Origin of the sequence: Nocardiopsis sp. EMB25 (genome assembly GCF_026797795.1) — a bacterium.
GTDB classification, from domain to species: Bacteria; Actinomycetota; Actinomycetes; order Streptosporangiales; family Streptosporangiaceae; genus Nocardiopsis; species Nocardiopsis lucentensis.
Genome location: NZ_JAMTDN010000001.1, coordinates 2769950 through 2793343 on the forward strand (window position 1 = coordinate 2769950; position 23394 = coordinate 2793343).

Here is a 23394-nt window from a genome sequence, read left to right on the forward strand (position 1 = left end):
TCCTCCTGGACTCAGACGTCCTTGTGGTGTTCCGAGCCGCCCGCCCCCTGGCGGACGGCGTTGGTCGCGGGGGTGCCGTCGCCCCCGTCCGCCCCGTCTCCCCTGGGGGTGACGTGCGTGGTGCACACACCGTCGCCGTGGGCGATGGTGGCCAGCCGGCGCACCGGGGTGCCCAGAAGCCGCGAGAAGGCCTCGATCTCGGCCTCGCAGAGCTGCGGGAACTCGGCGGCGACGTGGGCGACGGGGCAGTGGTGCTGGCACAGTTGGTCGCCGCCCCCGGGTGCGGGCGCCCGGCCCGCGGTGGCGGCGTAACCGTCGTTGGACAGGGCCTCGGCCAGGAGCCGGACGCGCTGTTCGGGAGCAACAGCGTCGAGCTGCGGCTTGTAGCGCCTCTCCAGGTCGGCGACCTGACGCTGGGCGAACTCGCCGACGGCCTCGGGGCCGGCGGTCTCCGCCAGGAAGCGGAGCGCGCTGGAGGCGAGGTCGTCGTAGGCGTGGACGAAGGCGTCCCGCCCGGCCTCGGTGATGGCGAAGACGCGTGCCGGGCGACCCCTGCGCCGGCGTCCGCCGACGGGTCGTGCGTCACGGGCCTCGACCATGCCCTCGCTGGTCAGGTTGTCGAGGTGGCGGCGGATGGCCGCCGGGGTGAGTCCGAGCCGTTCCCCCAGGGAGGAGGCGGTGATCGGACCCTGTTCGAGGATGAGCCGCGCCACCCGCGCGCGGGTGCCGTTCTCGCCCCCGCGATCGGGGCCGGACATGGGACGGGGCACACTGGACGCGTTGGGCACAGCGTTCCCCTCCCTTCTCCGGACGCCGCTCGTGTTTTAGACAACATCAGTGTGGCCTAAATAAGTCCGCGTAGGCAAACCCGCATTCATGCCCTTCATCACGAAGGTCAGCCTTGCCTAACAGCGGATTCACACGACGGCCATCGGCACACCACAACGCCGACCGGCGCCACGACAGTCCCAATTCCCACATTCTGAGACGCGCGACCGCGATGCGGACACCTCGGGTGTCCGTTCCCGCATCCGCGCGCGGACCCGCCGTCCCGGGCCGGTGACCCGCCTCGCCGGGCCGCACGTAGACTCATGGCCCATGGACACAGCCGCGGTCGAGGTCGTCGACCTGGTCAAGCGCTACGGCACAACCACCGCAGTCACCGACCTCACGTTCACCGCGCGCAGGGGCGCGGTCACGGCGCTGCTCGGCCCCAACGGAGCGGGCAAGACGAGCACCATCGAGATCTGCGAAGGGTTCCGCCGCGCCGACGGCGGACGGGTGCGTGTACTGGGCATGGACCCGGTCGCCGACGCGTCCGCGCTCAAGCCCCGGGTCGGTGTGATGCCCCAGTCGGGAGGCGTTCCCACCGGCGCCCGCGCGGGCGAGTGGCTGCGACTGATGGCCTCCTTCCACGCACGGCCGATCGACCCCGACCTCCTGCTGGAGCGCCTCGGGCTGACCTCGGCCGCCGCCACCCCGTTCCGCCGCCTGTCCGGAGGCCAGCAGCAGCGCCTCTCCCTGGCCTGCGCCGTGGTCGGACGCCCCGAACTGGTCTTCCTCGACGAGCCGACCGCCGGGCTCGACCCACAGGCGCGCATGGCCACCTGGGACCTCGTGGCCTCCCTGCGGGCGGCCGGGGTCGCGGTGATCCTCACCACCCACCACATGGACGAGGCCGAGCGGCTGGCCGACCATGTGATCGTCGTCGACCGGGGCTCCGTGGTCGCCGAGGGGAGTCCCCGCGAGTTGACCGGCGAACGGCGCGAGGTGCGCTTCGCCGCGGCCGAACCGCTGGACGCCGAGGCGCTGCGAGCCGCACTGCCCGAGGGCAGTCGGGTCGGGTCCGCGACCGCCGTGGGCGGCGGGCACGAGTACGTGATCAGTACCGACGACCCCGACGCCCTGGGGCCGGAGTTCCTGGCCACGGTCACCGCCTGGTGCGCCTCGGCCGGGATCCTCGCCGAGGACCTGCGCGTACGGCGGCGTACCCTCGAAGACGTCTTCCTCGAACTCACCGGCCGGGAACTGCGCGACTGATGACCGAGCACACCTCCAGCACCCCCGCGGCCGCCCTCGTCGGCCGCTCCGCCGACGGCGACGCCGACCTGTTCCGCCCCGATCCGGGGGCCGCCCCGACCTGGCGGATGGTCGCCGCCCAGGCGGGGATGGAGCTGCGGATCATGCTGCGGCACGGTGAGCAGTTCCTGCTGACCATGGTCATCCCGGTCCTGCTGCTCGTGGGCTTCAGCCTCACCTCCGTCCTGGATGTGGGCGGTGGAGCCCGCGTCGACGCCCTCACGCCCGGCGTGCTGGCGCTGGCGGTCATGTCGACCTCGTTCACCGGGCTGGCCATCGGAACGGGCTTCGAGCGCCGCTACGGGGTACTCAAGCGTCTGGGCGCGACCCCGCTGTCGCGCTTCGGGCTGCTGGCCGCCAAGACCCTGGCCGTGCTCGGCGTGCAGGCGATCCAGGTCACGGTGTTGTGCGTGGTGGGCCTGCTGCTGGGCTGGTCGCCGTCGCTGGACCCGGTCGGCGCGGTGGCCGTGCTGGCCCTGCTGCTGCTGGCCACGGCCGCGTTCAGCTCACTGGCGCTGTTGATGGCGGGCACCCTGCGCGCGGAGGCGACGCTGGCCGGGGCCAACCTGGTCTACGTGCTCATGCTGGGGATGGGCGGGGTGCTCTTCCCGACCAGCAGCTTCCCGGGGCCGTTGGAGCAGGCGGTCTCGGTCCTGCCGATCACCGCGCTCACCTCCGGTCTGCGGACGGTACTGGTCGACGGCTCCCTGCCCGGCATCGCCGCCTTCGCGGTACTGGCCGTGTGGGCCGCGGTGGGCGCCCTGCTGGCGAGCCGTCTCTTCCGCTGGGAGTGAGCCGCGTTCGTCGCGGGCCCCACCACCCTCGACGGACGCCTACGGCGCGGCCCCATCCATAAGAACCCCGCCGACGCCCGAACCGTGTCCGCCTTGGTCCTCCGCTCCGCTTCGGACCGTGTCCGGGCGCCCTCAAGGCAGGGATTCTTCCTCCTCGGCCACGCCTACCGCTCGTCCCTCGCTACACGGCTCACCTCGTCGTGCAGAACCCCGCCGACGCCCGAACGGTGACCCCTGGGGTGACCCCCGCCCCTCAGCTCAGGGGGAGCAACCGCCACTGCTGGTGGGCCTGGCCCGCGTCGGCGGCCTGGGTGACCAGTGTGCCGTTGTCCGGCGCGCCGCCCTGGCCCTCCAGGGCCTGCCCGGTCGCGCGGTTGACGATGCGGATCACCCCGGCCCCCACCTCGACCAGGGACCACTGCTGGTTGGGCTGTCCGGTCCGGGTGAGCAGCGACGCTCCGGGCCCCGCGTCCGGTCCGGTGGGGATCTCCAGGAGCTTGTTGGCACCGATGGCCTCGATCTCGTAGAACCCGCCCTCCACGGGAACGAAGCGCCAACGCTGGTTGTCGCCGTCGTGGCGGTCCCACAGGTGCACGGGGGCCCCGTTGGCGGTGGCCGCCTGGGCGACGTCCATGACGCGGCCGCCGTGGACGTTCTGGAGGACGTAGACGGTCTCGGGGTCCAGGCCCGCCGGGTGGGTGGGCTCGGCGGAGGGCTCCTCGCTCGGTTCCTCGGAGGGCTCCGGTTCCGGGGCTCCCGGAGGCTCGACGAGGATTCCCGAGGCAACGGTCATCTCCGGTTCCTCCACCGGCTCCCCTCCCGGGAACAGGAGGCCGCCCGTGTACCCGGCGATGATGACGACCAGGACGAGTGCCAGCGCGCCGACCGTGATCGGCCAGCGGGGGACGTGTCGGTCGGACAGGGAGTCGGTTCGAGGGGACATGCGTGGGTGCTCCAAGGCGGCGGGAATCGGGCCGTCTCGGCGACGACCCCGAACTATTTCACACCACACGCACCGATTCGCGCATGTTGGCCGGTCGACGCGCCCCTCGCACGGTTCCCGATAGTGTCGGCCGCCATGGAGGCCATCGGAGTTCCCTGGTTCATCGTCGTCCGCCACCTCGGACCGCCCTTGTTCCTACTCGTCGCGGGTGGGGCCCTCCTGCTGTGGCGGCGCCCGGCGCGGCGCGCTCTGGCCTGGGCCGCGCTGGCGACCAACCTGGTCGCGGCGGCGCTGCCGTACGCGTGGATCGGCGCGCAGGCCCTCACCGAACAGGCCGAGCGGACGGTGTACGGACTGGTCATGACACTCCTCCAGCCGGGCCTGGTGGTCGTGGCCTGGTCCCTGCTGCTGATCGCCCTCGTCGCGCCGGGGCGCCGCGAGGGGGACGGGAGACGGAGTCACCGGGAGGGCGACGGGAGGAAAGCGGCCGTCGACCGACGGGACTCCGAAAACGTAGGATGACTGTCCATGAGCTCCTCGTCGGATCGTGCGGGCCTCTCCCCGCGCGCCGCGGTGGCGTCCGTGCCACCGGTCTGGTTGGTCCTGGTCAGCATCTCCTCCGTGCAGATCGGCGCGGGGGTGGCCAAGAACCTGTTCGAGGCGCTTCCCCCCGCGGCCGTGGTCTGGTTGCGACTGCTCACCTCGGCGGTCCTGCTCGTCCTCGTGGCGCGGCCCGCCCTGCGGGGACGCGACCGCACCGACTGGACCGTGGTCGTCGGCTACGGCGTGGCGCTGGCGATGATGAACTTCTTCATCTACCAGGCCTTCGCCCGGATTCCCCTGGGGATCGCGGTGACCATCGAGTACCTGGGCCCCCTGACCATCGCGATCCTCGGCTCCCGCCGCCGCGTCGACCTGCTGTGGGCCGCGCTGGCCGGGCTGGGCGTGGTCGCGCTCGGCCTGGAGTCGGCCTCCCTGGACCCGTGGGGCATCGTGTTCGCCGTGCTGGCCGCCGCGTCGTGGGCGGGCTACATCCTGTTGAGCGCGGCCACGGGCCAGCGGTTCAGCGGCGCGTCGGGACTGGCGATCGCCAGCGTCGTCGGCGTCGCCCTCCTGGCGCCCGTGGGCGTGGCTCAGGGCGGCGCAGCCCTGCTGGACTGGCGCCTGCTCCTGTTCGGCCTGGCCGTCGGCGTCCTGTCGTCCGTGGTGCCCTATTCGCTGGAGCTCACCGCCCTGCGCAGGATGCCGCCGCGCGTGTTCGGCGTCCTGATGAGCCTGCAGCCGGCCGCCGCCGCACTGGTGGGGCTCGTACTGCTGGGCGAACTGCTCACCGTGTGGCAGTGGCTCGCGGTCGCCTGCGTCATCGTGGCCAGCGTCGGGGCGACACGCACGTCGACCCGGCGGGGCAGGGGTGATCGTGAGGCCGATTCCTCCCCCTCCCCGCCGCACCGGAGCGAGTGAGGCCCCTCACACGAGGCCTCGGGAACATCGGTGGAACCGGACACATCTCACGCATGTCATCCGATCCCCACTCCGTGTCACCCGTTTGGAGCCCCATGTACCCCCACCAGCCCCACGGCCACCCCCAACCTCCCAGGAGGGGGATGTCCACCGGAGCCAAGATCGGTATCGGCTGCGGTGTCGCGGCCGGAGCGGTGGTGGCCCTCCTCGTCGCGCTGGTCGTCGTCGGCGGGATGCTCGTCCGGAACGCCGAGCCCACACCGGCGCAGCCGCCGGAGGCGTTCGACCCCAGCGACTTCCCGACACCCGACGTCCTCAGCGACGAGACCGTACCCGCCAGCGACACCACGGTCGGCCTGACCGCCGCCCCCGGGACCCTCGAGCCCAGCTTCATGTTCGACGACGGCGACTACGTCACCGTGGAGGTCACCGTCGTCAACAACACCGACGAGCCCGTCAGCGTCGCCAGCATGTACTTCACCCTCGTCGACGACGGCGGTGAGGAGCACGTCGCGGGCGCGGGCCTGCTGATGGACGCCGACGACATCGACGTCGTCGAACTGGCGCCGGGCCAGGAGATCACCGGCAACGTGAGCTCCTCGGGCACCTTCACCCCCGTGACCGTCCAGTTCCAGAGCGGCTCGTTCGGCACGACCTACACCGCCCCCGTGGCGTGACTCCGGGGCCCCGGGGGCCGATCGGCCCCACCCCCGGCCGACGGGCCCCGACGCAGGTCGCGCCGGTCGACCGGGGGTGAGCACCGGTGGCCGGAACCATGTACTACGCTCTGTCGTATGCTTGCGCTCCCGGCCACCGCGACCACGGCCCCGCCCCCGCTCCCCGCACTCGCGACGGAGACCATCGAGATCCTCGGCGCCCCGCTGTGGGCCTGGCAGATCGCCTTCGCGGCCGCCGGGGTCCTGGTGCTCGTCCTGTTGGCCCGCACCATCTGGACACCGACCCCGCGGTCGTTGCGCGCCTGGGCGCTGGGCAACGTCGTGGTCAACGCGGGGATCGCCGTCACCGGCGCCACGGTGCGCGTCACCTCCTCCGGGCTCGGCTGCTCGGAGTGGCCGCGGTGCACGCCCGACAGCTTCGTGCCGCTCGAGACCGAGCACGCGGCGCTCAACGCCGCGATCGAGTTCGGCAACCGCACGCTCACGTTCCTCGTGCTCGCGGTCGGCCTCATCACCCTGCTGGCCGTCCTGCGGTCCCGGCCCCGCCGCCGTGACCTGACCCTGCTGGCCGTGATCATCCCGTTCGGCGTGCTCGGCCAAGGGGTGGTCGGCGGCATCACCGTGTGGACCGATCTGCACCCGGCCTCGGTCGCCACGCACTTCCTGCTGTCCATGGTGGTGACCTTCCTGGCCGTGGCGCTGTACGTGCGCTGCCAGGAGCCCGAGGGAACGCCCCGGGTGTCGGTCGGCCCGATGCTGCACGCGCTGAGTATCGGCCTGGTGGTGATCGGGTTCCTGCTACTGGTCGCCGGGACCGTCGTCACCGGCACCGGCCCCCACGGCGGCGACGCCGAGGCCCCGCGTTGGGACCTGGCCCTGAGCGCGGTCACGCGGGTGCACTCCGCCCTGGCCTGGCTGACCCTGGCCGCCGCGGGCCTGGCCGCCGTCATCGCGGTCCGCGGCGGTGCGCGGCGTCCCGTCAAGGTCAGCGCCACGTCCCTGGTCGTGGTGGTGCTCCTGCAGGGGGTCCTGGGCTACACGCAGTACGCGCTCGCGCTGCCCGAGGGCCTGGTGGTGCTGCACGTACTCGGTTCGACCCTGACCTGGATCGCGATCTGCCGCCTGTACTTCTCCACCACGCGGCTCGTCCCGGCGGCCGAGGGCCTCACCGGACCGGACGCTGACCGTGACGGGGAACGTAGTCCTGTTGAGCCCGCGCCTGGGCGATGACGTGCGCGAAGTCCGATCTGCGCAGGAAGCCTGAGTCCGTCGGGCTCTCCGCCCAGCCGGGGGACACCGGCTGGGGCAGCCGCCCCAGGAAGGTGTCGCGCGCCACGTGCATGAGAGCCAGGAACGAGTCCCGGCGGACCTTCCAGTCGTCGCGCGGCAGGCCGGCGTCCAGCTTCTTGTGCAGGAGCGCGAGCTCGGTCGCGGCCAGCTGGTACTCCTTCATCGCCCTTCGCCCGCGGCGGCCCGCGTTGCGCGAGGCCCACTCACGGGCCTGACGCCGCCCGCCCATGGTGCCGAGCATGGTGATGTCGGCCGGCGTCACCAGCCCGGTGGGGATGTACTGGGGTAGGTAGTGGGCGATGGCGCTGATCTGGGCGTGCCGGTCGCGCACCGTCGTGGCCAGGAGGCAGAGGAGCACGAAGAAGAGCACCAGGTAGGCAGCGCCGAGCCCCAGCCAGCCATAGCGGGTCGAGGCGTTCCACATACCGTGCAGAACGACCGCCAGCCCCCACCCGGCGATGGGCGCGAACAGGCGGACCACGCCCGTGTTCATGGCCGCGTAGGCGACGCCGACGCCGATCATCGCGGTGTAGATGGGGTGCCCGAAGGGGGCGACGAGCCCGCGGATGGCGAAGGTGGCCACGAGGGTGTCGTCGAAGAACGCGCTGAGGAAGTACAGGACGTTCTCGGTGAAGGCGAAGCCGGTGGCGACCATCGCGCCGTAGATCACGCCGTCGGTGAAGGTGTCGATCTCGTGGCGGCGGCGCCACAGGAGGATGAGCAGGACAGCGCCCTTGGCGCTCTCCTCGACCACGGGCGCCACCACGGAGGTGGCGAGGTAGTCACCCAGGTCCTGGCCGTACAGGGGGACGGTGAGGTTGTTCATGCCCCAGGTGTTGAGCAGGAGCGACGCCACCACGGCGACGCCCGCGCCCCAGACGAAGGCGAAGAACAGGACCCAGCCGGGTTCGGGCTCGAACCGGTCCAGCATGAGGATGAGGGGCACGAGGACGGTGACCGGGATGACCGCGGCGATCAGGCTGACGACGAAACCCACCGCGCCGTCGATGCCGGCGGCCGCACCGCCCGCCATGGCCAGCAGCCACAGGTACACGAACATGCCGAACAGGCACACCACGCTGACCGAGATGCCCACGATGAGGGTGAGCGAGTAACGGGAGCGACGACCCTGGAGGATGGCCTTGCTGTCGAGACGGGGCATGGGCACCGATCGTATCCGGCCCCGGAGGGTGGAACGCGCCGTCGTCCACAGGCATCGTCGCTGATCTCCCGCAGTGCCGCGAAATACGGCAAGATCGTGGTGACTCGCCCGGTCGGCTCCCGACGGACTCGAGCGCCGCCTCCGGAGGACCGACGCCCCACCCCCAGACCGGAAGGCCCGACATGAACACCACCACTCCCCCTCCGACCGCCCTGTGGGCACTGCGAGCGACGGTGCTCCTGCACCTGGCCGCCGTGCTCTGGGAGGGCGCCACCGCCGGACAGCTGGTGACCTTCAACACCGAGGCCCTGCCCCTGCACTACTACGGCGCCTTCGGGGTCCACCTGGCCGCGGGTGCCCAGGTCCTCGCCGCGTGGTGGGTGTGGTCGGGCACCGGCCGTGGCCCGGAGGCGCCCCGGACGGTGCTGGCGGTGAGCCTGGTCGCCTTCGTCCTGGGCTTCGGGCAGGCGGCCATGGGCAGCTACGGACCGCTCCAGGCCCACGTGCCCGTCGCTCTGGTCCTGACCGGGCTGGTGGTGTGGGCCGCCGTCCTGTCCTGGTCGCGCGGGCTCCACAGGGTGCCCGTGGTGGGCTGACACCCGCCACCGGGACGAACCCCGGCGCGGTCGCGCCCCGGGAACGCGTGTGGCGGCGTCTCGCGCGAGGCGCCGCCACCACCGTGCTCCCGCTGGATCAGCCCAGCAGGTTGGCGATCAGCGGGTCGACGGTGACCGCCACGAACAGAAGCGCCAGATAGGCGTTGGACAGATGGAAGAAGCCCATCGTCTTGAGCTTGGCCCCGGTCACCCCGGCCATCGAGCGGCTCAGCAGGCGGTGCGCCTGACCCACCAGCAGCGCGCCCAGCACGAGGGCGACCACACCGTAGAACCAGGTGGCGTCCGCCACCGGCCAGAAGATCAGCGACACGGCCACGGTGGCCCAGCTGTAGAGCACGCACTCCAGCAGGACCCGGCGGTCGCTCGCCACCACGGGCAGCATCGGAACCTTGGCCGCCGCGTAGTCCTCGCGGTAGCGCATGGCCAGCGCCCACGTGTGCGGGGGCGTCCAGAAGAACACCACGAGGAAGAGCACGAACGGCGCCCACGACAGCCCGTTGGTGACGGCCGCCCAGCCGATGAGGACCGGCATGCACCCCGCGATTCCGCCCCACACGACGTTCTGCGCGGTGCGGCGTTTGAGCAGCATCGTGTAGACGAAGATGTAGAACACGATCGCGAAGACCGACAGCGCGGCGGAAAGCCAGTTGACCAGGACCGCGAAGCCCACGGTGGACCCGACCGCGAGCACCAGCCCGTAGGTGAGGGCGCCGCGTGGGGTGACCAGGTCCATCGCCCCCGGACGCTGGCGGGTGCGACGCATCTCACGGTCGATGTCGCGGTCGATGTAGCAGTTCATCGCGTTCGCGCTGGCCGCCGACATGGTGCCGAACAGCAGGGTCGCCACCGCGGTCCACAGCGGCGGGACGCCTCCGGCGGCGACGAACATCACGGGGATGGTGGTGATGAGCAGCAGCTCGATCACGCGGGGTTTGGAAAGGGCGACGTAGGCGCGCACGTGATCGCCGAAGGAGGCCTCGCGGGGGGCCTGGGGAGCGGCGGTGTCGGCGGCGCCGGTGTGCGGGGAACGGTCGGCGAGGGCCATCAGCACCGTGCCCCCGGTCGGCTCGCTGGCGTCCCCTGGTGGGGTACCGGCTCGATTTCGGACACGCGGATACCTCGACAAGTCTAAGGGTCTCGACACTGCTCGCCATGCGGGGTCGAGCGGACCGACAAAGCGTCTGGATCGGCGGAAACCCCGTCAACGACATACTGTAGTACTTCCTCGCGGACCCCGAGGACGAGCCCCCGAACAACGGAAAGCGCCAGGCCCACGCCGTACCTGGCGGCGGGGGCCCGCCAGGTGTAAGCAGGGTCGCACACGCCCGCGCGCGCTGCCAGCGTGCCACGCTCCGCCCCGCCCCGCGCGCCGGCGGCCTCCGTCAGCACGGCACCACCTGGACGTCGACGCCCTGGTCACGGATCCTGCCCAGTTCGGCCCGGGGGATGCCGTCGTCGACGATGACGTGGTCGAAACGCGTCAGCGGAGCGAGCGCGTAGAGGCCCTCCCTGGCGAATTTGGTGTGGTCGACCAGCAGGACCCGGCGGGCCGCCGCGTCCATGAGAGCGCGCTTGACGTGCACCGTCTCCTGCGACTGGTGATAGCAGGTGCCGTGCGTGATCGCGGTCGTCGACATGAACAGCACGTCGGCCCGGAACGAACTCACCGCGTCGGCGGTGTGCATACCCAGGAAGGCGTCGTAGGCGGGGTAGTAGGCACCGCCGAGCGCCACCACGTCGATACCGGGCACCCCGGCCAGCGACTTGAGCGCGGTCAGGAAGTTGGTGATGACGGTCAGCGGCGCCCGCCGGGGCAGCCGCTTGGCGACGTACAGGGCCGTCGTGCTCTCGTCGAGCATCACCGACTGCCCGGGCGAGACGAGCCGGAGGGCGGCGGCGCTCAGCCGGTTCTTCACCTCGGACATCGCGGCCCTGCGCTGTTCGAGGTCGCCGTGGAACACGGCCGAGGTCTGGGTCGTCGCACCGCCGCGGACCTTGCGCAGCCATCCCTGCGACTGGAGCAGGTCGAGATCGCGGTGGATCGTCATGGGGCTGACGTCGAACTCCTCGGCGAGCGCCTCCACACGCACGAACCCGGCGTCGGCGACCCGCTCCCGGATGGCCAGCTGTCGCGCGTGGCGTCCGCCACCGCGTGCCCCGGTGTCGCGGTCGGTCGATGCACGGTGCGCCATCGCGCCCCTCCTCGCACTCCTCCCCATCGCCCTCACGACCTCCGCGTCGCGCGCCTGGAAGCGATGTGAGATCTCACAGTATCTAACACTGGAGAAATCTCTGGGAATCCCCATTTGACAGCGGCTGATTCCCGCGACCGTCACACCCGACCGCGGCATACGTGTGATGAGTCTGCGACAAAGTCTTGTGGCCTATAACACGCTGACTCTTTCATGGGCCTTGTAAGCGATACCGCACCAGGTCCGACGGTCGGCCCCTGAGGACCGTCCACGACGAAAAGAGGTGACCTCGATGTCCGGCACGCAACACGATCCGCGTCCGGTGGCGGAGCCCGCTCCCCGCCACTGGACCGAGCGGATCGGCATCCCCCGACCGCTGGCATGGGGCTTCTTCGGCGTACTCATCTTCATGATCGGCGACGGCATCGAAGCCGGCTATCTGTCGCCCTATCTGCTGGGCGAGGGCATCCCCGCCCAGCGCGTGGCCCTCGTCTTCAGTGTCTACGGGGCCACCGCGAGCGTCGCGGCCTGGTTCTCCGGCGCGCTCTCCGACATCTGGGGACCCCGACGGGTGATGTGGCTGGGCCTGTCGATCTGGCTGGTGTGCCACGCGCTCTTCCTCACCGTGGCCCTGACCACGGTCGACTACCGTCTCATCCTGCTCACCTACGGCCTGCGCGGATTCGGCTATCCGCTGTTCGCCTTCGGGTTCCTGGTGTGGGTCTCGGCGGTGACCCCGCGTCAACGACTGGGCACCGCCGTGGGCTGGTTCTGGTTCGCCTTCACCGGCGGCCTGCCGACTCTGGGGTCGCTGGTCGCCAGCGGCCTGGTGCCGTGGATCGGCGCCTACTCCACGCTGTGGGTCGCCCTCGGGCTCATCTGCGTCGGCGGCCTGATCACGCTGCTGCTCGTCCGCGAACCCACCGGTGCCCGGCGACTGGCCCCCGAGGGCGAGCGCCCACTCATCACGCTCCTGGGCAGTCTCACCATCCTGTGGCGGCGTCCGCGGATCGGGGTCGGCTCCGCCGTCCGCGCCATCAACACCGCCTCGCAGTTCGGGTTCCTGGTGTTCCTGCCGGTCTTCTTCACCGAGACCGTGGGCTTCTCCCTGGAGCAGTGGCTGCGGCTGCTCACCGTCATGTTCGCCACCAACATCGGATTCAACCTCGCCTTCGGTGTCATCGGCGACCGGCTGGGGTGGCGTCGCACGGTGGCCTGGTGCGGTGGCGTCGGCTCGGCGATCAGCGTTCTGGCCCTCTACTACGTTCCCGTCGCGGCCGGCCCCCAGTACGCGCTCGCCCTCCTGGTCGCCGCGTTCTACGGCGCCACGCTGGCCGGATACGTGCCGCTGTCCGCGCTGATGCCGTCCCTGGCCTCAGAGCACAAGGGCCAGGCGATGGCCGCGCTGAACCTCGGCGCCGGCGTCAGTGTCGTCGCGGGCCCCGCCATCGTCGCCGTGTTCCTCGGCCCGCTCGGCGTGGTCGGGGTGATGTGGATCTTCGCCCTCCTGCACCTGGCGAGCGCGCTGATGACGGCCTTCCTCAAGCTGCCCGACACGGAGAACCCGGACCGGACGGCACACACGCGAACCGAGGGGCAGCAGTCCGACACGCCCGCCACACAGCGGGAATGACCTGCGGTAACAGGCACCACCCCTACCGATTCGCCCGATGAGAGAGCGCCGGCGCCCCCCGGGGGGGCGCCGGCCAGACCACCGACAGGAGGACCCGATGGCGGTCATCACCGTCGATGTCGGCACCTCGATGATCAAGGCCGTCGTCTTTGACGATGACGGAAACGAGGCCGCCGTCGCCCGCCGCGCCACGGAGGTACGCCGCCCGCGGCCCGGACGGGCCGAGCAGGACATGGACGACGTCTGGCGCATGGTGGCGGCCGCGATCCGCGAGGTCCTCGAGCGCACCCGCGCGACGATCGACCTCCTGGCCGTCACCGCCCAGGGTGACGGCTGTTGGCCCGTGGACGACACCGGCCGACCGACCGGACCGGCGATCCTGTGGTCGGACGGGCGCGCGGCGGCGATCGTCGAGGAGTGGCGCGCCGACGGTGTCCTCGACACCGCGTTCCGCCGCAACGGCTCGCTCACCTTCGCCGGCCTGCCCAACGCACTGCTCACCTGGCTGTCCCGCAACGACCCCGACCGGCTACGGCGCACGGCCGCCGTCCTCACCTGCGGCGGTTGGATCTTCCACCAGCTCACCGGCGCCATCGCCGTGGACGAGTCCGACGCCTCGGCCCCCTTCCTCGACCTGGGCTCCCGTGGCTACGACCCCGCCTGCCTCGATCTGTTCGGCCTGGGCTGGGCGGCCGACCTCCTGCCCGAGGTTCGCGGCGACGACCGCCGTACCGGTGGGCTCACCCCCGCCGCCGCGACCGAACTCGGCCTGCCCGCCGACCTCCCGGTCGTCATGGCCCCCTACGACATCGCCGCCACGGCCCTGGGCATCGGCGCCGTCACCGACGGCCAGGCGTGCAGCATCCTCGGTACCACCCTGTGCACCGAGGTGGTCACCAGTGCGCCCGACACCACCGGCGACCCGAGCGGGCTGACGATCGCACTCGACTCCTCCGGGCACCTGCTGCGCGCCTTCCCGACCCTCGCCGGAACCGAGATCCTCGGCTGGGCTGCCGCGCTCCTCGGCACGGACGGCCCGGCCGAGCTGGGCGACCTCGCGATGGCCGCCACCCCGGAGCCCGGCGGTCCCCTCTTCCTCCCCTACCTGTCCCCCGCCGGGGAGCGGGCGCCGTTCCTCGATCCCCACGCGCGGGGCACGTGGTGGGGGCTGTCCTTGGAACATGACCGGGCGCGGGTGGCGCGTTCGGTGTTCGAGGGGCTCACACTCGTGCTCAAGGACTGCCTGACCGCCTCTCGGATGCCCGTCACCGAGCTGCGGCTGAGCGGAGGCGGAGCCAACAGCGATCACTGGTGCGCGCTGATCGCCGACGTCACCGGTGTGCCCGTGGTCCGGTCCGCCGACACCGAGGTCGGCGCCAAGGGCGCTTTCCTCAGCGGCCTGGTCGCCACCGGACGCGCCCCCGACCTCGCCACGGCCGCCGCGGACCACGTCCGTCTGCGCTCCGTCCGCGAGCCCGATCCCCACCTGGCCACGTTCTACACCCACGCCTACGAGCGATTCCTGGACCTGCGCGACCTCGCCCGGCCCGGGTGGCGGCGGACGGCCTCCGGCCCCGCGATCACATCCACCGGGAAGGAGAACCGACGTGGCTGACACCCCGACCGACCCCGTGTGGGTCGGCATCGACCTCGGCACCCAGAGCGTCCGGGCACTGGCCGTGGACGACACCGGGAACGTTCTCGGCGCGGCCCGTGAACCCATGCGCGGCCACCGGGACGGCGGCCGTCACGAACAGGACCCCGAACGCTGGTGGACCGCGGTCGCGGACGCGTGCCTCAGCGCTCTGCGCACCGTCGCGGCGCACCGGGTCGCGGGGGTGGCCGTCGACGGCACCTCGGGAACCATCCTGCTCGCCGACGGCCACGGCACACCGCTCACCCCCGGGCTGATGTACGACGACCGGCGTGCCGCCGCCCAGGCCGTGCGGGCCGACGAGGCCGGCGCGAAGGTCTGGGCGGATCTGGGGTACCGCCGTATGCAGGCGCCGTGGGCACTGCCCAAGCTGCTCTGGTTGCTGGACCACGACCGCCGCGCCCGGTCGAGAGACGCCGTGCTGCTGCACCAGCCCGATCTCATCACCTGGCGGTTGGCCGGGCGCCGCACCGCCACCGACGCCAGTCACGCCCTCAAGACCGGATACCACCTCGTCGAGGAGCGCTGGCCCCGGGAGGTGATGGCCGAGCTCGGTGTGCCCCCGGCGCTGCTCCCCGACGTCGTACGGCCCGGCACCGTGCTGGGGGAGGTGTGCGCGGAGGCGGCCGAGCGCACCGGCCTGCCGCGCGGCGTCCCGGTCATCGCCGGCATGACCGACGGATGCGCGGCACAGCTGGGAGCGGGGGCCCTGGCGCCCGGCGCGTGGAACTCGGTGCTGGGCACCACCCTCGTACTCAAGGGCGTGACCCCGCACCTCCTGCGCGATCCCGGCGGTGTGGTCTACTCGCACCGCTCTCCGACCGGGGACTGGCTGCCCGGCGGAGCGTCGAGCACCGGCGCCGGGGCGCTCACCCACGCTCTGCCCGGCCGCGACCTGGACGAGTTGTCCGCCCGCTCCGCCGAACGCGGCACCACGTCCACCGTCGCCTACCCGCTGGTCTCGGCCGGGGAGCGGTTCCCGTTCAGCGCTCCCGAGGCGGAGGGGTTCCTCCTCGACGCTCCCGTTGACGAGACCGACCACTACGCGGCCCTGGCGCAGGGTGTCGGCTACATCGAACGGCTCTGCTTCGACTACCTGGACCTCCTCGGCGCCCCCGCCGACGGCCCGCTGAGCCTCACCGGCGGAGCCGTGCGCAGCCGCTACTGGTGCCGGCTGCGCGCCGACATCCTGGACCGCCAGGTCACCGTGCCGGCCAACGCCGAACCCGCGCTGGGCATGGCACTGCTCGCCGCCTGCCGAGAGCGCGATCCGGTACGGGTCGCCACCGAGATGGTGCGGGTGCGCGCGACCATCGATCCCCGCGACGACCCCCACGAGGCCGAGCGCCTGCGCGAGGGCTACCTGCGGCTCGTCGCCGAACTGCGGGACCGCGGCTGGCTAACCCACCACGTGGCCGAGCACGCCGAGGCCCGCGTCCGGTGAGGAAAGGAGGTGAACGGTCCATGGGACGCACCGGGTAGCTCCGAGGAGACCCACCCTGAACGGCGAAGACGCGCTGCGGACAGCGGCGCGACCACGGACCCGTCGGGCACACGACCCGATCGGGCGGCGAGAACGGAGTGCGAAGTGACCGACCTTGTTCTGGCGCGGCACGGAGAGACGACCTGGCACGTGAACAACCGCTACGCGGGCTCCAGCGACATCCCGCTGTCGGCGCGTGGCCGGGCCCAAGCCGAGGCGCTGGCGGCCTGGGCCGGCGACGCGGGGTTGGACGCGGTGTGGTGCTCCACGCTCTCCCGCGCCCAGGAGACCGCTCTGCCCAGTGCACGGGCCATCGGCGCCGAGCCCCGCCCGGACGAGCGGCTCCGGGAGATCCACTTCGGGGAGGGGGAGGGCAGGACCGCCGCCGAGATGGAACGGCTCTTCCCACAGCGCCGGGCCGCGTTCGTCACCGACCCGGTGACACACCACCTTCCCGGAGGTGAGGATCCGCACCTGACCGTCAAGCGTGCTGTGAGCTGCTTCGACGACATCATCCACAGCCACCCGGAGGGACGTGTCCTGGTCGTCACCCACACCACGCTCATCCGCCTGGCCCTGTGCCACCTGCTCCACCTCCCGTTGCGGGAGTACCGCCGTCTCTTCCCGAGCGTGCGCAACACCGGCCTGACGACTCTGCGCCTCAGCGGGGGGCATGCGTCGTTGATCGACTTCAACGTCCCGCCGGGGGCCGCCGCCGCGCACCCGCTCGTCCCGCGCGAGCCATGAGCCGACGGCGGTGTCCTGCGGACCCGCGCCGACCCTGACTCCACCCAGACGAGGAAACCCAGAGGAATCCCCATGACCACCACCGTCCTCGCGGCAGGCGACCGCTTCGTGCTGCCCAGGCTGCTGTCCGACGCCGTCCGTGCCCGTGCGGACGCCGACATCGGCGTGCGCGAGCTGGAACTGCCGTGGCCGCACGTGCCCTTCGGCCCCGTCGCCGAGGTCCAGGAGGCGTCGGGCACCGAGGAGGAGCTCATCGCGGCCCTGAGCGGTGTACGCGTCTGTGTCACGCAGATGGCGCCGCTCACCGAGCGCGTCCTGGCGGCCTGCCCCGACCTGGAACTGTTCTGTGTCAGCCGGGGCGGCCCGGTGAACGCGAACCTCGACGCGGCCACCCGGCACGGCGTCGCCGTCTGCTTCGCGCCCGGACGCAACGCGGCGGCCACGGCCGAGCACACCCTCGGCCTCATCCTCGCCGCCGCCAGGCACATCCCCGACCTGCACACCGACTTGAGGGAAGGGCGCTGGCGCGGCGACTTCTACGACTACGACAACTGCGGCGTGGGGATCGAGGGAACCGCCGTCGGGCTCGTCGGCTACGGCGCCATCGGCCGCCGAGTCGCCGCGGCGCTGTCCGCGCTCGGAGCTCGGATCCTCGTGCACGACCCCTATGTGACCGAGGACGCGCTGCCGGAGACGGCCACCAAGGTGACCCTCGACGACCTGCTGGCCCACGCGCGGATCGTCTCGCTGCACGCCCGCCTGACCCCCGAGACCAGGGGCATCATCGGGACGGACGAGATCGCCGCGATGCGACCCGGCGGTGTCCTGGTCAACTGCGCGCGCGGTGGACTGGTCGACTACGACGCCGTCCGCCGCGCCCTGGAATCGGGTCACCTACACGCGGCGGCGTTCGACGTCTACGCCGAGGAACCCGTCCCGCCGGACTCCCGACTGCTCAAGGCTCCGAACGTCGTCCTCACCCCGCACGTGGCCGGGGCGAGCCGCCAGGTCGCGCACAAGGCGGCCGACCTCGTCGCGGCCGAGGTCCACCGCTTCCTCGACGGACGACCGCTCGCGCACTGCGCCAACCCGGCCGTCCTCGACACCGATGGGGTTCTTCGAGGAAGGAAGGGGCGCGGGGAATGAGCGATGCGGCTCCCCACGGGCCGCCGCGGTTTCGGATTCGACACGAACCCCGCCGACGAGATCTCAGCCACGTCGAGCCGTTCGACCAGCCCGCGACGAGGCTCGCCCCGCCCCGGCGAGGTGTGGAGCACACCCCCGACGAGGCCGGACCTGACCGGTGGTGTTACCAGACGGTGATGAACGGTGTCGGGTGCCGCCCTACCTGGGCGTGGACGATAGGCTCACAGTTGGCCGAACCTGTCGGGATTCCCTCGGCCGTCGCGACCGTTGCAATGGGTGACCTCGCGGCCGGGGGCACCGCACGCCCCGCTCCGACACCCTGGGTGGTCCGTCCCCCCGCCAGGTCACCGGTCCGCCCCCTCGGCGGGCCGCGCCGGACACCGCCGGTGCCCGGCGACAGTACGCCAACAACCTTGCGCACACCGTGTCGAACGGGTGCCCGAGAAGGAGAACGAAAGTCCGTGAACGCCCACACGCCGCACGAACTTGAGTGGTCGGACCTCGACCTCCGCGCAGTCGACACCGTCCGAGCTCTGGCCATGGACGCGGTCGAGAAGTCGGGTAACGGACACCCCGGCACCGCCATGAGCCTCGCGCCCGCCGCCTACCTCCTGTTCCAGAAGGTCATGCGGCACGACCCGACCGCCCCTGAGTGGGTGGGCCGCGACCGCTTCGTGCTCTCCTGCGGCCACTCCAGCCTCACCCTTTACATCCAGCTCTACCTCGCCGGATACGACCTGAGCCTGGACGACCTCAAGTCGCTGCGCCAGTGGGACAGCCGCACCCCGGGCCACCCCGAGTTCGGGCACACCGCGGGTGTGGAGACCACCACCGGCCCGCTGGGCCAGGGCATCGGCAACGCGGTCGGCATGGCCATGGCCGCCCGCCGCGAGCGGGGTCTGTTCAACCCCGAGGCCGGTCCCGGCTCCAGCCCCTTCGACCACCACGTCTACGCCATCTGCTCCGACGGTGACGTCCAGGAGGGCGTCAGCCACGAGGCCAGCGCGCTCGCCGGGACCCAGCGACTGGGCAACCTCATCGTGATCTGGGACGACAACCGGATCTCCATCGAGGACGACACCCGCGTCGCGCACACCGAGGACGTGGCCGAGCGCTACCGCGCCTACGGCTGGCACGTCGAGGAGGTCGACTGGGCCGCCTCCGGCGAGTACGCCGAGGACGTCCACGCCCTGCACGAGGCGATCCTGCGCGGCAAGGCCGAGACCGACCGTCCCACCTTCATCCGCCTGCGCACCATCATCGGCTGGCCCGCGCCCAACAAGCAGAACACCGGCGCCATCCACGGCGCGGCCATCGGCACCGCCGAGATCTCCGCGACCAAGGAGATCATGGGCCTGCCCGATGAGCCGTTCGCCGTCGAGGACGCCGTCATCGAGCACACCCGCCGTGCCCTGGACCGGGGCCGCCAGGCACGCTCCGAGTGGGAGGCCGCCTTCCAGGCCTGGCGGCGCAGCGCCGGTGAGCACGGCGACCTCTTCGACCGGCTCCAGTCCGGCAAGCTTCCCGTGGGCTGGGAGGAGAGCCTGCCCTCCTTCGAGGCCAGCGAGAAGGGCATGGCCACCCGCAAGGCCAGCGGCGAGGTGCTCAGCGCCGTCGCGCCGGTCCTGCCCGAGCTGTGGGGCGGCTCCTCCGACCTGGCGGGGTCCAACAACACCACGCCCAAGGGTGAGCCCTCCTTCCTGCCCTTCGACCGGGCCAGCACCATGTTCCCGGGCAACCCGTACGGCCGCGTGCTGCACTTCGGCGTGCGCGAGCACGGCATGGGCTCGATCCTCAACGGCATCGCCCTGCACGGCCCGACCCGCCCCTACGGCGGCACGTTCCTGGTGTTCAGCGACTACATGCGCCCCGCCGTCCGGCTCGCCGCGCTGATGAAGCTGCCGGTCACCTACGTGTGGACGCACGACTCCATCGGCCTGGGCGAGGACGGTCCCACCCACCAGCCGGTCGAGCACCTGTGGTCGCTGCGCGCGATCCCCGGTCTCGACGTCGTCCGCCCGGCCGACGCCAACGAGACCGCGGTCGTCTGGCGCAAGGTCCTGGAGACCACCGACCGCCCGGCGGCGCTCGCCCTGACCCGCCAGAACCTGCCGGTCCTGGACCGCACCGAGTACGCGCCGGCCGAGGACGCGGCCCGGGGCGGCTACGTGCTCGCCGAGGCGGGCACCGGGACTCCGGAGGCGATCATCATCGCCACCGGCAGTGAGGTCCCGATCGCCCTCGCCGCCCGCGAGGATCTGGAGGCGGCGGGTACGCCCACGCGCGTGGTCTCCATGCCCTGCGTGGAGTGGTTCGAGGCCGAGAGCGAGGAGTACCGCGAGAGCGTCCTGCCCTCCTCCGTGCGCACCCGCGTGTCGGTCGAGGCCGGGATCGCGATGGGCTGGCGCGCCTACGTCGGCGACGCGGGCGAGTCGGTCAGCCTGGAGCACTTCGGCGCCTCCGCGCCCTACCAGACCCTGTACGAGAAGTTCGGCCTCACCTCCGAGGCCGTGGTCGCGGCGGTGCGCGGCAGCGCCGCCAAGGCCGGACGCTGACGTCGCGGGCCCCGCGCCGGGACCTGGCGCGGGGCCCGCTCCCTGTGTGTAGCGGGCGCCAGACGCCCACGAGGAAGGCACGAGACACCATGAGCCACACACCACTGAAGGCCCTCTCCGAGGCGGGCGTGTCCGTCTGGCTGGACGACATCAGCCGTGAACGGCTGCGCACCGGCAACCTGGCCGCCCTGATGTCCACCCACCATGTGACGGGCGTGACCTCCAACCCGACGATCTTCGACAAGGCGCTCGCCGAGGGCGACGCCTACGACGAGCAGGTGCACGAGCTCGCCGCTCGCGGCGTGTCGGTCGACGAGGCCGTCCGTCTGCTCACCGCCTACGACATCCGCTGGGCCGCCGACACCCTGCGCCCGGTCTACGACTCCACCGGCCGCGTCGACGGCCGGGTCTCCTTGGAGGTCGACCCGCGGCTGGCCCGCGACACCGAGCGCACGGTCGCCGAGGCCAAGGCGCTGTGGTGGCTGGTCGACCGCCCCAACCTGATGATCAAGATCCCGGCCACGGCCGAGGGTCTGCCCGCCATCACCCGCGTGCTGGGCCTGGGCATCAGCGTGAACGTGACGCTGATCTTCTCCCTGGAGCGCTACCGCCAGGTGATGGACGCGTTCCTGGCCGGCATGGAGCTGGCCCGCGTCAACGGCCACGACCTGTCCCGGATCCAGTCCGTGGCCTCGTTCTTCGTCAGCCGCGTCGACACCGAGATCGACAAGCGCCTCGAGGCCGTCGGCACCGACGAGGCCAAGGCCCTGCGCGGCCGCGCGGCCGTCGCCAACGCCCGCCTGGCCTACCAGGAGCACGAGGAGGTCTTCTCCTCCCGCGAGTGGAAGGCCCTGGCCGACCTGGGCGCCACTCCGCAGCGCCCGCTGTGGGCCTCCACCGGCGTGAAGGACCCCGCCTACGAGGACACCCGGTACGTCACCGAACTGGTCGCGCGCGACACCGTGAACACGATGCCGCAGGCGACCCTGGACGCCACCGCCGACCACGCGGTCGTCACCGGCAACACCATCCTGGGCACCTACGAGCAGGCCGAGGCCGACTTCGCCGCGCTGGAGGGCGTCGGCGTCAACCTCACCGAGGTGTTCGGGGTCCTGGAGGACGAGGGCGTGAGCAAGTTCGTCGACTCCTGGGAGAGCCTGCTGGGCGGCTTGGCCGCCAAGCTCGACCAGGCCTCCTGAGCCCCGGCACGCCACGCGGAGCCGTCCCGCGGGCGAGGCGGCCCGTCAGTGACGTAGGGGCGCCGCGGTCCACCGGCCGGGGCGCCCCGGCCCGAGCCCCCGTCCCCACCCGGACGGGGGCTCGGGTGCCCAGCCACCATCCACCGGCCACTCTCGACAGAAGGACGAGATCTCGTGAAAGAACCGGTGATGCCCGGAGCGGTACCCAACCCGCTCCGCGACGCCCAGGACCGCCGCCTGCCCCGCATCGCCGGGCCCAGTGTGCTGGTGCTGTTCGGCGTCACGGGCGACCTGGCGCGCAAGAAACTGCTGCCCGCCATCTACGACCTCGCGAACCGGGGCATGCTTCCTCCGGGGTTCGGCCTGGTGGGCTTCGCCCGCCGGGACTGGGAACACCAGGACTTCGCCGCCCAGGCGCACGAGGCGGTCCGCGCCCACGCGCGCACCCCTTTCCGTGAGGACGTGTGGCGCCAGTTGAGCGAGGGAATCCGCTTCGTCCAGGGCGACCTCGGCGACGACGACGCCTTCGACCGCCTGGCCGACACGGTGCGCGAACTGGACGCCCAGCGCGGCACGGGAGGTAACTACGCCTTCTACCTGTCCCTGCCGCCCAAGCTGTTCCCGACCGTGGTCACCCAGCTCAAGCGGTCCGGCCTGGCCGAGGCCAAGGAGGGCGAGGGGCCCGGGGGGAGCACGCCGTGGCGGCGGGTGGTCATCGAGAAGCCCTTCGGCCACGACCTGGACAGCGCCCGGGAGCTCAACACGGTCGTCGACGACGTGTTCCCGCCGTCGTCGGTGTTCCGTATCGACCACTACCTGGGCAAGGAGACGGTCCAGAACATCCTGGCCCTGCGCTTCGCCAACACCCTGTTCGAGCCGCTGTGGAACCGCAGCTATGTGGACCACGTGCAGATCACCATGGCCGAGGACATCGGTGTGGGGGGCCGGGCGGGCTACTACGACGGGATCGGCGCCGCCCGCGACGTCATCCAGAACCACCTGCTGCAGCTGCTGGCCCTGGTCGCCATGGAGGAACCGGTCTCCCACGACGCGGACGCGATCCGCGCGGAGAAGGAGAAGGTCCTGTCGGCGGTCTCACTGCCCGACGACCTGTCCACCGGGACCGCGCGCGGCCAGTACGCCGCCGGCTGGCAGGGCGGCGCGGCGGTACCCGGCTACCTGGAGGAGGACGGCATCCCGTCCGACTCCGGGACCGAGACCTACGCGGCGCTCAAGCTCATGGTCGACACCCGCCGTTGGTCGGGCGTCCCGTTCTACCTGCGCACGGGCAAACGGCTGGGGCGGCGCGTCACGGAGGTCGCACTGGTGTTCCAGGGGGCCCCGCAGCAGCTGTTCCCCCGCACCGACATCACCGAACTGGGGCAGAACGCCCTGGTCCTGCGCATCCAACCCGACGAGGGGGTGACGCTGCGCTTCGGGTCCAAGGTGCCCGGCGCCAGCATGGAGGTGCGCGACGTCAGCATGGACTTCACCTACGGCCAGTCCTTCACCGAGGCCAGCCCCGAGGCCTACGAGCGGCTCATCCTGGACGTGCTCATCGGTGACCCGCCGCTGTTCCCCCGGCAGGAGGAGGTCGAGCTGTCCTGGCGGATCCTGGATCCGGTCGAGGACTTCTGGGCCAAGTCCGGCCAGCCCGAGCAGTACGGCTCCGGCACGTGGGGACCGGAGTCGGGTGAGGTCCTGCTCGCCAGGGACGGCCGCCAGTGGCGGCGCCCGTGACCGCCCACGACCACGCCGGAGG

20 protein-coding genes are annotated in these 23394 nt (G+C 71.9%); 15 read left to right on the forward strand and 5 right to left on the reverse strand.

Going from position 1 to position 23394, the window contains the following annotated elements; all coding sequences use genetic code 11:
* Positions 1-11: 11 nt before the first annotated feature.
* Complete coding sequence (locus KIK06_RS11860; protein ID WP_017598413.1) at positions 12-758, reverse strand: helix-turn-helix transcriptional regulator; 747 nt, start codon at positions 756-758, stop codon at positions 12-14.
* 340 nt (positions 759-1098) lie between these two features.
* Between KIK06_RS11860 and KIK06_RS11865 the strand changes: the two genes are divergently transcribed.
* Complete coding sequence (locus KIK06_RS11865; RefSeq protein WP_017598414.1) at positions 1099-2040, forward strand: ABC transporter ATP-binding protein; 942 nt, start codon at positions 1099-1101, stop codon at positions 2038-2040.
* On the forward strand, positions 2040-2873 hold the full coding sequence (locus tag KIK06_RS11870) for an ABC transporter permease (protein ID WP_017598415.1): 834 nt from the start codon (positions 2040-2042) through the stop codon (positions 2871-2873). Before KIK06_RS11865 ends, KIK06_RS11870 begins: the two co-directional genes overlap by 1 nt.
* 253 nt (positions 2874-3126) lie before the next feature.
* Here the strand turns inward: KIK06_RS11870 and KIK06_RS11875 are convergent, their stop codons facing one another.
* On the reverse strand, positions 3127-3816 hold the full coding sequence (locus tag KIK06_RS11875; protein WP_268643192.1) for an RICIN domain-containing protein: 690 nt from the start codon (positions 3814-3816) through the stop codon (positions 3127-3129).
* A gap of 135 nt (positions 3817-3951) precedes the next feature.
* Between KIK06_RS11875 and KIK06_RS11880 the strand changes: the two genes are divergently transcribed.
* The 4 genes from KIK06_RS11880 to KIK06_RS11895 all read left to right on the forward strand — a co-directional run bounded on the left by KIK06_RS11880 (position 3952) and on the right by KIK06_RS11895 (position 7184).
* Complete coding sequence (locus KIK06_RS11880; protein ID WP_017598417.1) at positions 3952-4338, forward strand: hypothetical protein; 387 nt, start codon at positions 3952-3954, stop codon at positions 4336-4338.
* A 6-nt stretch (positions 4339-4344) separates the two neighbouring features.
* A complete protein-coding gene (locus KIK06_RS11885; protein ID WP_268643193.1) occupies positions 4345-5277 on the forward strand; it encodes an EamA family transporter in 933 nt (310 codons plus the stop codon).
* A gap of 143 nt (positions 5278-5420) precedes the next feature.
* The gene (locus KIK06_RS11890) at positions 5421-5954 is read left to right on the forward strand and encodes a DUF4352 domain-containing protein (protein WP_268643194.1); all 534 of its coding nucleotides are present in this window, start codon (positions 5421-5423) and stop codon (positions 5952-5954) included.
* A gap of 117 nt (positions 5955-6071) precedes the next feature.
* Positions 6072-7184 carry a COX15/CtaA family protein gene (locus KIK06_RS11895; protein ID WP_268643195.1) on the forward strand — a complete coding sequence of 371 codons (1113 nt, stop codon included), beginning with the start codon at positions 6072-6074 and terminating at the stop codon, positions 7182-7184.
* Here KIK06_RS11895 and KIK06_RS11900 read toward each other — a convergent pair.
* Positions 7120-8406, reverse strand: coding sequence for a PrsW family intramembrane metalloprotease (locus tag KIK06_RS11900; RefSeq protein WP_017598421.1), 1287 nt, complete (start codon positions 8404-8406; stop codon positions 7120-7122). The two genes, KIK06_RS11895 and KIK06_RS11900, sit on opposite strands and share 65 nt — an antisense overlap.
* A 182-nt stretch (positions 8407-8588) precedes the next feature.
* Between KIK06_RS11900 and KIK06_RS11905 the strand changes: the two genes are divergently transcribed.
* On the forward strand, positions 8589-9002 hold the full coding sequence (locus tag KIK06_RS11905; protein ID WP_017598422.1) for a hypothetical protein: 414 nt from the start codon (positions 8589-8591) through the stop codon (positions 9000-9002).
* A 97-nt stretch (positions 9003-9099) separates the two neighbouring features.
* On the opposite strand, the gene KIK06_RS11910 is transcribed toward KIK06_RS11905, so the two are convergent.
* A complete protein-coding gene (locus tag KIK06_RS11910; protein WP_026127566.1) occupies positions 9100-10068 on the reverse strand; it encodes a heme o synthase in 969 nt (322 codons plus the stop codon).
* Between the two features lie 337 nt (positions 10069-10405).
* On the reverse strand, positions 10406-11215 hold the full coding sequence (locus tag KIK06_RS11915; protein ID WP_268643196.1) for a DeoR/GlpR family DNA-binding transcription regulator: 810 nt from the start codon (positions 11213-11215) through the stop codon (positions 10406-10408).
* A 292-nt stretch (positions 11216-11507) separates the two neighbouring features.
* Between KIK06_RS11915 and KIK06_RS11920 the strand changes: the two genes are divergently transcribed.
* From KIK06_RS11920 to zwf, 8 genes are all read left to right on the forward strand, one after another.
* Positions 11508-12848: an MFS transporter gene (locus tag KIK06_RS11920; protein WP_268643197.1), complete on the forward strand. Its 1341-nt coding sequence runs from the start codon at positions 11508-11510 to the stop codon at positions 12846-12848.
* 97 nt (positions 12849-12945) lie between these two features.
* Positions 12946-14463 (forward strand): FGGY-family carbohydrate kinase, encoded by a 1518-nt coding sequence (locus KIK06_RS11925; RefSeq protein ID WP_268643198.1) that lies wholly within the window; start codon positions 12946-12948, stop codon positions 14461-14463.
* Positions 14456-15946, forward strand: coding sequence for an FGGY-family carbohydrate kinase (locus tag KIK06_RS11930; RefSeq protein WP_268643199.1), 1491 nt, complete (start codon positions 14456-14458; stop codon positions 15944-15946). Before KIK06_RS11925 ends, KIK06_RS11930 begins: the two co-directional genes overlap by 8 nt.
* A 144-nt stretch (positions 15947-16090) precedes the next feature.
* Entirely contained in the window at positions 16091-16732 is a 642-nt protein-coding gene (locus tag KIK06_RS11935) for a histidine phosphatase family protein (protein WP_268643200.1), read from the forward strand.
* 72 nt (positions 16733-16804) lie between these two features.
* Positions 16805-17878 carry a 2-hydroxyacid dehydrogenase gene (locus KIK06_RS11940; protein WP_268643201.1) on the forward strand — a complete coding sequence of 358 codons (1074 nt, stop codon included), beginning with the start codon at positions 16805-16807 and terminating at the stop codon, positions 17876-17878.
* 461 nt (positions 17879-18339) lie between these two features.
* Complete coding sequence (tkt, locus tag KIK06_RS11945) at positions 18340-20433, forward strand: transketolase (RefSeq protein WP_017598426.1); 2094 nt, start codon at positions 18340-18342, stop codon at positions 20431-20433.
* Between the two features lie 89 nt (positions 20434-20522).
* On the forward strand, positions 20523-21632 hold the full coding sequence (tal, locus tag KIK06_RS11950) for a transaldolase (protein ID WP_017598427.1): 1110 nt from the start codon (positions 20523-20525) through the stop codon (positions 21630-21632).
* Positions 21633-21821: 189 nt separating this feature from the next.
* The gene (gene zwf, locus KIK06_RS11955; RefSeq protein ID WP_268645948.1) at positions 21822-23372 is read left to right on the forward strand and encodes a glucose-6-phosphate dehydrogenase; all 1551 of its coding nucleotides are present in this window, start codon (positions 21822-21824) and stop codon (positions 23370-23372) included.
* Positions 23373-23394: the final 22 nt, after the last annotated feature.

Coding starts and splice junctions, on each gene's coding strand:
- KIK06_RS11860 (WP_017598413.1), bottom strand. CDS start 758: ATGTCCGGCCCCGATCGCGGGGGCGAGAACGGCACCCGCGCGCGGGTG.
- KIK06_RS11865 (WP_017598414.1), top strand. CDS start 1,099: ATGGACACAGCCGCGGTCGAGGTCGTCGACCTGGTCAAGCGCTACGGC.
- KIK06_RS11870 (WP_017598415.1), top strand. CDS start 2,040: ATGACCGAGCACACCTCCAGCACCCCCGCGGCCGCCCTCGTCGGCCGC.
- KIK06_RS11875 (WP_268643192.1), bottom strand. CDS start 3,816: ATGTCCCCTCGAACCGACTCCCTGTCCGACCGACACGTCCCCCGCTGG.
- KIK06_RS11880 (WP_017598417.1), top strand. CDS start 3,952: ATGGAGGCCATCGGAGTTCCCTGGTTCATCGTCGTCCGCCACCTCGGA.
- KIK06_RS11885 (WP_268643193.1), top strand. CDS start 4,345: ATGAGCTCCTCGTCGGATCGTGCGGGCCTCTCCCCGCGCGCCGCGGTG.
- KIK06_RS11890 (WP_268643194.1), top strand. CDS start 5,421: ATGTCCACCGGAGCCAAGATCGGTATCGGCTGCGGTGTCGCGGCCGGA.
- KIK06_RS11895 (WP_268643195.1), top strand. CDS start 6,072: ATGCTTGCGCTCCCGGCCACCGCGACCACGGCCCCGCCCCCGCTCCCC.
- KIK06_RS11900 (WP_017598421.1), bottom strand. CDS start 8,406: ATGCCCCGTCTCGACAGCAAGGCCATCCTCCAGGGTCGTCGCTCCCGT.
- KIK06_RS11905 (WP_017598422.1), top strand. CDS start 8,589: ATGAACACCACCACTCCCCCTCCGACCGCCCTGTGGGCACTGCGAGCG.
- KIK06_RS11910 (WP_026127566.1), bottom strand. CDS start 10,068: ATGGCCCTCGCCGACCGTTCCCCGCACACCGGCGCCGCCGACACCGCC.
- KIK06_RS11915 (WP_268643196.1), bottom strand. CDS start 11,215: ATGGCGCACCGTGCATCGACCGACCGCGACACCGGGGCACGCGGTGGC.
- KIK06_RS11920 (WP_268643197.1), top strand. CDS start 11,508: ATGTCCGGCACGCAACACGATCCGCGTCCGGTGGCGGAGCCCGCTCCC.
- KIK06_RS11925 (WP_268643198.1), top strand. CDS start 12,946: ATGGCGGTCATCACCGTCGATGTCGGCACCTCGATGATCAAGGCCGTC.
- KIK06_RS11940 (WP_268643201.1), top strand. CDS start 16,805: ATGACCACCACCGTCCTCGCGGCAGGCGACCGCTTCGTGCTGCCCAGG.
- tal (WP_017598427.1), top strand. CDS start 20,523: ATGAGCCACACACCACTGAAGGCCCTCTCCGAGGCGGGCGTGTCCGTC.
- zwf (WP_268645948.1), top strand. CDS start 21,822: ATGCCCGGAGCGGTACCCAACCCGCTCCGCGACGCCCAGGACCGCCGC.